This is a genomic window from Vibrio nigripulchritudo ATCC 27043 (assembly GCF_000222685.1).
Classification (GTDB): Bacteria; Pseudomonadota; Gammaproteobacteria; order Enterobacterales; family Vibrionaceae; genus Vibrio; species Vibrio nigripulchritudo.
Genome location: NZ_AFWJ01000097.1, coordinates 1 through 7,559, shown reverse-complemented (window position 1 = coordinate 7,559; position 7,559 = coordinate 1). Strand labels below are relative to the sequence as shown.

7 protein-coding genes are annotated in these 7,559 nt (G+C 48.2%); 4 read left to right on the top strand and 3 right to left on the bottom strand.

The window, feature by feature from the left end; genetic code table 11:
- The 3 genes from RH89_RS09705 to hutC all read right to left on the bottom strand — a co-directional run.
- On the bottom strand, positions 1-746 hold a 746-nt coding region (locus tag RH89_RS09705), incomplete at its 3' end, for a formimidoylglutamase (RefSeq protein WP_038145461.1).
- The gene (gene hutI / locus RH89_RS09700) at positions 721-1,932 is read right to left on the bottom strand and encodes an imidazolonepropionase (protein ID WP_004401469.1); all 1,212 of its coding nucleotides are present in this window, start codon (positions 1,930-1,932) and stop codon (positions 721-723) included. The genes RH89_RS09705 and hutI, both read right to left, overlap by 26 nt.
- Before the next feature lie 156 nt (positions 1,933-2,088).
- Positions 2,089-2,799 (bottom strand): histidine utilization repressor, encoded by a 711-nt coding sequence (gene hutC / locus RH89_RS09695; protein ID WP_004401461.1) that lies wholly within the window; start codon positions 2,797-2,799, stop codon positions 2,089-2,091.
- 375 nt (positions 2,800-3,174) lie between these two features.
- Between hutC and RH89_RS09685 the strand changes: the two genes are divergently transcribed.
- The 4 genes from RH89_RS09685 to RH89_RS09670 form a co-directional block, all read left to right on the top strand.
- Positions 3,175-4,530, top strand: coding sequence for an ABC transporter substrate-binding protein (locus RH89_RS09685; RefSeq protein WP_004401459.1), 1,356 nt, complete (start codon positions 3,175-3,177; stop codon positions 4,528-4,530).
- A gap of 70 nt (positions 4,531-4,600) precedes the next feature.
- Positions 4,601-5,602, top strand: coding sequence for a carbohydrate ABC transporter permease (locus tag RH89_RS09680; protein WP_004401458.1), 1,002 nt, complete (start codon positions 4,601-4,603; stop codon positions 5,600-5,602).
- On the top strand, positions 5,602-6,756 hold the full coding sequence (locus RH89_RS09675) for a carbohydrate ABC transporter permease (protein WP_004401457.1): 1,155 nt from the start codon (positions 5,602-5,604) through the stop codon (positions 6,754-6,756). Before RH89_RS09680 ends, RH89_RS09675 begins: the two co-directional genes overlap by 1 nt.
- Before the next feature lie 2 nt (positions 6,757-6,758).
- On the top strand, positions 6,759-7,559 hold an 801-nt coding region (locus RH89_RS09670), incomplete at its 3' end, for an alpha-amylase family glycosyl hydrolase (RefSeq protein ID WP_004401456.1).

The window sequence follows — 7,559 nt, the reverse complement described above, 5'->3', positions numbered from 1 at the left end:
GTGAGCTGCTTGGTCAGGGTGCCAGCGTGCATTTGAGTGTCTTCTACATACCAGACCCCCAAATCATCAGCGCGCTTAAATAACGCTTTGGTATTGCTGGCGGCACTGATCCCCAAGCAAGCGTAATTGAACGCCCAACCCTGCTGCTGGCAGTAATGATGAATTTGGTTGAATGGTGTGCCAGAGCTTGGTTGTGCATTGGCTTCCGGATTGGTGGATTCAAACGCGCGCAAGTCGAAGTGAGCATCAAAATTGATGATGCCAATACGCGGTGATTTTATTTCTTTCTCTGAAGCCCCTTTTTTCTTTAACGCCTGATGCTTGAAGTAGCGCGCAAGACCAGAAAAGGACGCCCAGGCGATCTCATGTCCACCGCCTAAAGTAATTGCGGGAGTGTGTTTAAGAGTTGAAGAGAGTACATCTGCAAGGGCACTCTGGCTTCGCTCCAGCTCGTCGCCTTCACATGTCACTGTACCGCCATCGAACAATCGCGTGTCTTGGTGCCACGCCATATTCGCCAGTGCTTGTCGAATTTTGTCGGGCGCCTGCTGTGCGCCAACGCGACCTTTGTTACGCGCAACACCAGCATCGCAGGCGAACCCGAGAATCGTCACATCACCCGCTTGTGCATCGGTTGGCGTGCCGTGTTGAATTACGTGATGAACACGATGCCCAAGTTCTGCATCTTCCACATCATTTCGACCCTGCCATTGAAAGCGATTATCCGACATGGTGAATCTCTCCATTTACGATTCGAGCGTGTAAGTGTTGAATACCCACCTGATAGCTCAGGTCTGCGGGGTACGCGATGTTCCAGATAGCAAAATCTGCATCAAACCCGATTTCAATCTGACCTTTGTGGTCTTCTAAACCAAGCGCCTTTGCAGCATGACAGGTCACACCACGCAGCGTTTCTTCAGGCGTTAGGCGGAAAAGGGTGCACGCCATGTTCATCATCAAGGGCAAGTTCGCGAAAGGGGAGGTGCCCGGATTCAAATCGGTCGAAACCGCCATGGGGACGTTATGCTGACGAAGCAGTTCGATAGGCGGCTGCTGGGTTTCCCTCAAGAAATAGAAAGCACCTGGAAGTAAGGTCGCCACCGAGCCTGCTTTAGCAACCGCTTTTACACCTTCTTCATCCAAATATTCGATATGATCAACCGACAGCGCACCGTGTTCAGCCGCTAGCCTGCTACCGCCCAGATTACACAGCTGTTCGGTGTGCCCTTTGATTTTCAATCCGTGTGTTTTTGCGGCTTCGAATACACGCTGAGTTTGCTCCAGACTGAAACCGATGGATTCACAAAACACATCGACGGCGTCCGCGAGGTTTTCTTTCGCAGCTGCGGGTATGATTTCTTCACAAACCAGATCGATATAGGCATCTGGTTGGTCTTTAAATTCGGGTGGTACTGCGTGCGCAGCTAGGAGAGTGGTCTCAAGATGGATCGGGTATTCCTCAGCCAGACGTTTTGCTGCACGGAGCATCTTGAGTTCGTCTTCCAGTGTTAACCCGTAACCTGATTTGATTTCAATGCTGGTTACACCGGTGTTCATCAGCGCTTCAAGGCGAGGGCGAGACAACTCAACCAGCTCCTCAATGCTGGACTGGCGCGTGGCGTTCACCGTTGAAAGAATGCCGCCACCTTGTCTGGCGATTTCTTCGTAAGGTACGCCTGTTAAGCGCATTTCGAATTCATTGGCGCGGTTACCAGCAAAAACCAGATGTGTGTGGCAGTCGATTAAGCCCGGTGTGACCAGCTTGTCCTGACAGTCGATAACCTGAGAATCAGGCAGCGAAACATCAATTTCATCAGAGATTGCAACGATCTTCCCGTTTTCAATCAGCACACTTTTCGGACGCGACACTCTGTAGCCAGCTTCGCCTTCTGTCATGGTCACCAGTTTTGCGTTTATCAGTTTCCGCAGCATGATTTCTTCTTCGAAGTTCAAATGTATATACAAATAAATAGATGAAATCAGAAAGGCGGGCAAGACAGATGTTATAAAAGTGTGATCATTGAGTCGAAAATTGGGTACTCAGACGCTATTGCCTGAGTATTCGCAAGAGGGTGGAATATTATGCGGCTAAATATCGATTTTAGAGCTTAACTTATATCTGGAACCCGGGTGGTAAAGCTGGGCAGAACTCACAAGTTTATCGCCACTCCAGGTTCTTCTGTTCAGTAATAGACAGGGTTCGTATGTTTTTAGCTCTAAGGCATCGCGAATACGAACATCAGGGTTTATGGCTTCCACCGTGTGTTCAATGGCACTTAATGGGCAGTTATCCGACAGGTACTGGTTGGGCGTAATGGTTGAAAAGTCCTGCTTCAAATATTTTGGCGCGTAGGCTGCATTTACCCAACGAACTTCAAGCTGGATGGGCGTGCTGTCTTCAAAATGTATGATCTCACTGTAGAAAATATCACTGCCTAGCATGACACCAAGCTTAGTGGCGATGGCATCGTCGGCTTTGAGTGATTTTTGCTTCAGCACCTGGCTATGGTACTGCTTCCCACGAGAAGACACTTCGTCCGCAATATTTCGAATATCGAGTAGGGGAGATTCTGCTTTTTCTTCCTGAGCACAGACGAAAGTCCCTAATCTCGGAGTTCGCTTTAATTTCCCTTCTGCTACCAAATCCCGAATCGCTTTGTTTACCGTCATCCTGCTCACCTCAAACTGATCCGTCAATTCGAGTTCTGTGGCGATACGTTGACCTACTGGCCATTCGTTAGATTCAATTTTATCCAGAATATAACGTTTGATTTGTATGTAGAGCGGAGTGCTTGCCATTACTGGTACCAATGCTTATTGACTATACAAATGATGCGGAATTTGAAACCCGATATCAAGACACTGGTTTCACAAAACGTTAGTTCGGTCATTGAACAGGTCACAAAACAGACTATTTGGTTTGCACTGGTAAACCGGATGCATAAGTGGATTGGAGCCGATAACCGGAAAGTTTTTTGTATTGAAATTGAGACAGATCTTGGTGGTCAAAATTCGATCTTTATCACGCTTTAAATCTTCTTAAACGTTTAAGGTTAATTAAATGTTAAGAGAAAGTGGCTTTTTACCTCGCCTTCTAATGTTTCCCTTTTTAGGTATCGAGCTGGGTTTCTTAGCATTCACAACACTAAAAAACATGTTAAGAGGGAACATTAAATGAAACGCTACCAAGTTCAGTTACTCACAGCCGCTGTTGCTGCGTCTCTGTCTACAAGTGTATGGTCGCAGGATCTGATTTTTCCAGAGGGAGAAGGATATTTCTCATGGGGAGATCTTAAAGCTTTTGAAAACCTGAATCTGAAAGGACAAACCGTTACGGTTGCCGGTCCTTTTCTTGCTCCGGAAGACACCAAAATCCGAAATGTTTTTGCGTACTTCGAGAAAGTCACAGGCATTGATGTTCAGTACTCAGGGTCTGATGGATTCGAACAACAAATTGTTATTGATACCCAAGCAGGTAGCCCACCTAATATCGCAGCGTTTCCTCAGCCAGGCTTAGCCGCCGACCTCGCTTCTAAAGATCTGCTTGTTCCTCTCGGTGACAAGTATTCCGACTACGTGAAAAAGAACTATGCCGCGGGAAGTTCTTGGGTTGATCTTGGCACCTACAAAAACAAGTCAGGTAAGAAAGAATTCTACGGTGTCTTCTACAAAACAGACATCAAATCATTGGTCTGGTACTCGCCAGACAACTTTGAAGATGCAGGCTACGAAGTCCCACATTCCATGGAAGACCTACTAGCCCTAACAGAGCAAATGGCAAAAGACGGCAATACACCATGGTGCATCGGTTTAGGTTCTGGTGGTGCAACTGGCTGGCCAGCGACTGACTGGGTGGAAGACATTCTGTTGAGAACTCAGAAGCCTGAAGTGTACGACGGCTGGGTGGACAACAGTATTAAGTTTACTGACCCACGAATTGTTGATGCGATCGAGAAATTCGGTGTGTTTGCACTGAACGATAAATACGTAGCTGGTGGCGCGGCATCTGTGGGCACCACCGATTTCCGCGACAGCCCGAAAGGCTTATTCACGGTGCCAGCTAAGTGCTTTATGCACCATCAGGCGAGCTTCATTCCTGCTTTCTTCCCGAAAGGCACAGTTGTGGGTGAAGATGCCGACTTCTTCTATTTCCCTTCTTATGAATCGAAAGACTTGGGCAACCCAGTATTAGGTGCAGGTGTGGCTTACGCGGTAACGAAGGACTCTCCGGCTACCCGTGCAGTGATGGATTACTTACTGACACCACTCGCGAACGAATTGTGGATGGCGCAGGGCGGATTCTTGTCTGCTCACAAAGGCGTAAATGTCGCGACGTATGAAAACGACGCGCAAAGAAAACAGGGCGAAATTTTGCTGAATGCCACTACATTCCGCTTTGATGGTTCTGATCTGATGCCGGGCGCGGTCGGAGCTGGTTCTTTCTGGACTGGCATGGTCGATTTCGTCGGTGGTGAGTCTGCTGAAAAGGTCACTCAGTCTATTCAGAAAAGCTGGGACGATAACAAGTAACCAGCCTTAGTGAACTCAAGGGTGGGCTTTGCTCACCCTCCTATCTCAATTTGTTTGATGGAGAGAGATTGTGATCGATCAACTCCTGGATTCTCTGTCTGCCATGCTTATCGCGGTAACGGTTTCTATCGCCTTTTACTACGCCGCGTATTTTGGTTTAGAGAAAGTGTTATCCAGTAAGAACTTGCAGGGTGAAGAGAAAAGAAAGCGTGATCAGCTCAGGCTGAAAGTGCAGCCATTTATCTTTGTCGGTCCTGCCTTAATATTGCTGACGATCTTTTTGGTGTACCCCGTCATCGAGACATTTCGTCTGTCTATGTATGACAGAACTGCGACCGAATTTGTCAGCTTCAGCAACTACTCATGGGCATTCGGCGACGAAGAATTTTCACAGGCCATTATTAACAACATTCTATGGCTGATATTTGTACCCACACTGAGCACTGGGTTGGGCTTGGTCATTGCCTACCTTGCTGACCGGATCTGGTGGGGGCAAGTAGCCAAAACGCTCATTTTCCTACCCATGGCGATTTCGTTTGTCGGGGCGAGTGTTATCTGGCGTTTTGTTTACGACTACCGAGGCGCAGACAGTGACCAAATCGGATTATTAAATGCCATTGTGGTGGCGCTGGGGGGCGAACCACAAGCCTGGATAGCCTTACCTTTCTGGAACAACCTTCTATTGATGGTCATTCTTATCTGGATTCAAACTGGCTTCGCCATGGTGCTGCTTGGCGCGGCCATGCGTGGGGTTTCTGAAGAAGTCTTGGAAGCGGCCAAACTGGATGGTGCGAATGACTTTCAAATCTTCCTGAAAATTCTTGTTCCTCAAATCATTCCCACCATTTTGGTGGTGTGGACAACCATTACCATTCTGGTGCTAAAAGTCTTCGACATTGTTCTGACCATGACCAACGGGCAGTGGGACACAGAAGTCATGGCGAACCTGATGTTTGACTGGATGTTCCGTGGAGGAGGTGACTTCGGGAAAGGCAGTGCGATTGCCGTTGTCCTGATGATTGCAGTAATTCCGGTGATGTTGTGGAACATTAAAAAGGCAAGGGAAGAATAATGGAAAGAAATAAGAAAAAGCTCTCTGCCGGAACGCTATTCAAACATGGGCTGATCCTGTTCTTTGTGCTGGCCTGGACTTTACCAACTCTAGGGCTGTTGGTCAGTTCGGTGCGAGACAAAGATCAACTGGCGGTAAGTGGCTGGTGGACAGCCATGATCACCACTGAGCGTAATGAAGTGGTGCGCACGGGTAAAAAAGGCAGCGAAATTCGCGAAGGCGACCAGTTTGTTATTCAAGGCAACTTATTTGAAGAAGGATCGGGAAGAACAGTAAAAAGCTGGGGGGAACGTGCAAAAGAAATCGACGCCCATAATCCCGGAGATTCCGTTGAACTGAAAAACGGTACGGTACTGACGGTTCTGGAGAATGGTGATTACCGATGGGAGTCGGATAAACCTTTTACCCACAAACGCGGCAAACGCATTTTTCATGTTGCCAACATTCCGCCTCGGTTCACCTTTGAAAACTATCTGGAAGTGCTGGCATCGGAAGGGGTAGGGCAAGCGTTTGTGAACTCCTTAACGGTGACGATTCCGGCGACCTTTATTCCCATCATGATTGCGGCATTTGCGGCTTATGGTCTGGCGTGGATGGATTTTCGAGGAAAAAGCATCATGCTGGCGATCATCGTTGGTTTGCTGGTGGTGCCTTTGCAAATGTCTCTGATTCCCGTGCTGCGTTTGTATAACGAGTTCGGCAACCTGTTCGACGTTGCCACCAAGTCTTACCCCGGAGTCTGGCTGGCGCATACCGGATTTGGTCTACCTTTGGCGATCTATCTGCTGCGAAATTACATGGCGGGGTTGCCAAAAGAGATCATGGAATCGTCCCGAATGGATGGGGCCAATCATTTCCAGACGTTCACAAAAGTGGTGCTTCCTCTGTCGCTTCCTGCATTGGCGTCTTTCGCCATCTTCCAGTTCCTGTGGGTTTGGAATGATCTGCTAGTAGCCATGGTGTACCTGGGGAACAGCGGAGACAAAATTGTATTAACAGCCCAGCTTCGTGAGCTTTTAGGGTCTCGGGGAGACAACTGGGAAATCTTAACCAGTGGCGCGTTTATTACCATAGTGGTGCCGCTGGTCGTGTTTTTATCGTTGCAGCGATACTTTGTTCGCGGCTTGCTGTCGGGTTCGGTTAAAGGAGGATAATAATGGCAATTTCAAATTCGGAATGGTGGCGTGGGGCAGTGATTTATCAAATTTACCCGCGCAGTTACATGGACAGCAATGGCGATGGAATTGGCGATTTAAACGGCATCACCAGCAAACTGCCTTACATCGCGAAATTGGGTGTCGATGCGATCTGGCTATCCCCCATCTTTACCTCACCTATGGATGATTTTGGCTACGACATTGCTAACTACGTCGAAATCGATCCAATGTTTGGCACGCTAGACGACTTCAAAACATTGCTGGATGAAGCGCATAAGCTCGGGCTGAAAGTGATTGTCGACCAAGTTTACAGTCACAGCAGTGATCAACACGCCTGGTTTGAAGAAAGCCGTCAAGACAGAACCAACCCGAAAGCGGACTGGTATGTTTGGGCAGACGCAAAAGAAGACGGCACGCCGCCGAACAACTGGCTCAGTATTTTTGGTGGGTCGGCATGGCAATGGGACAGCCGCCGTCAGCAGTATTACCAGCATAACTTTTTAGCCTCGCAGCCAGACCTGAATTTCCACAATCCAGAAGTGCAACAAGCCACGTTGGATACGGCAAAGTTCTGGATGGATTTGGGTGTCGATGGTTTCCGGTTGGATGTGGTGAACATGTTCTTCCAAGATAAGAAACTGAGAGACAACCCCCCAGTGAGAAAACCGGAAGAGCAGTTTGTAGGTACGGATAAGAAAAATCCATTCAGCTATCAATATCACTGCCACCAACTGACTCAGCCCGAAAATCTTGAATTCCTGCAGAAACTGCGAGCGGTGCTGGATGAGTACCCAGATCGA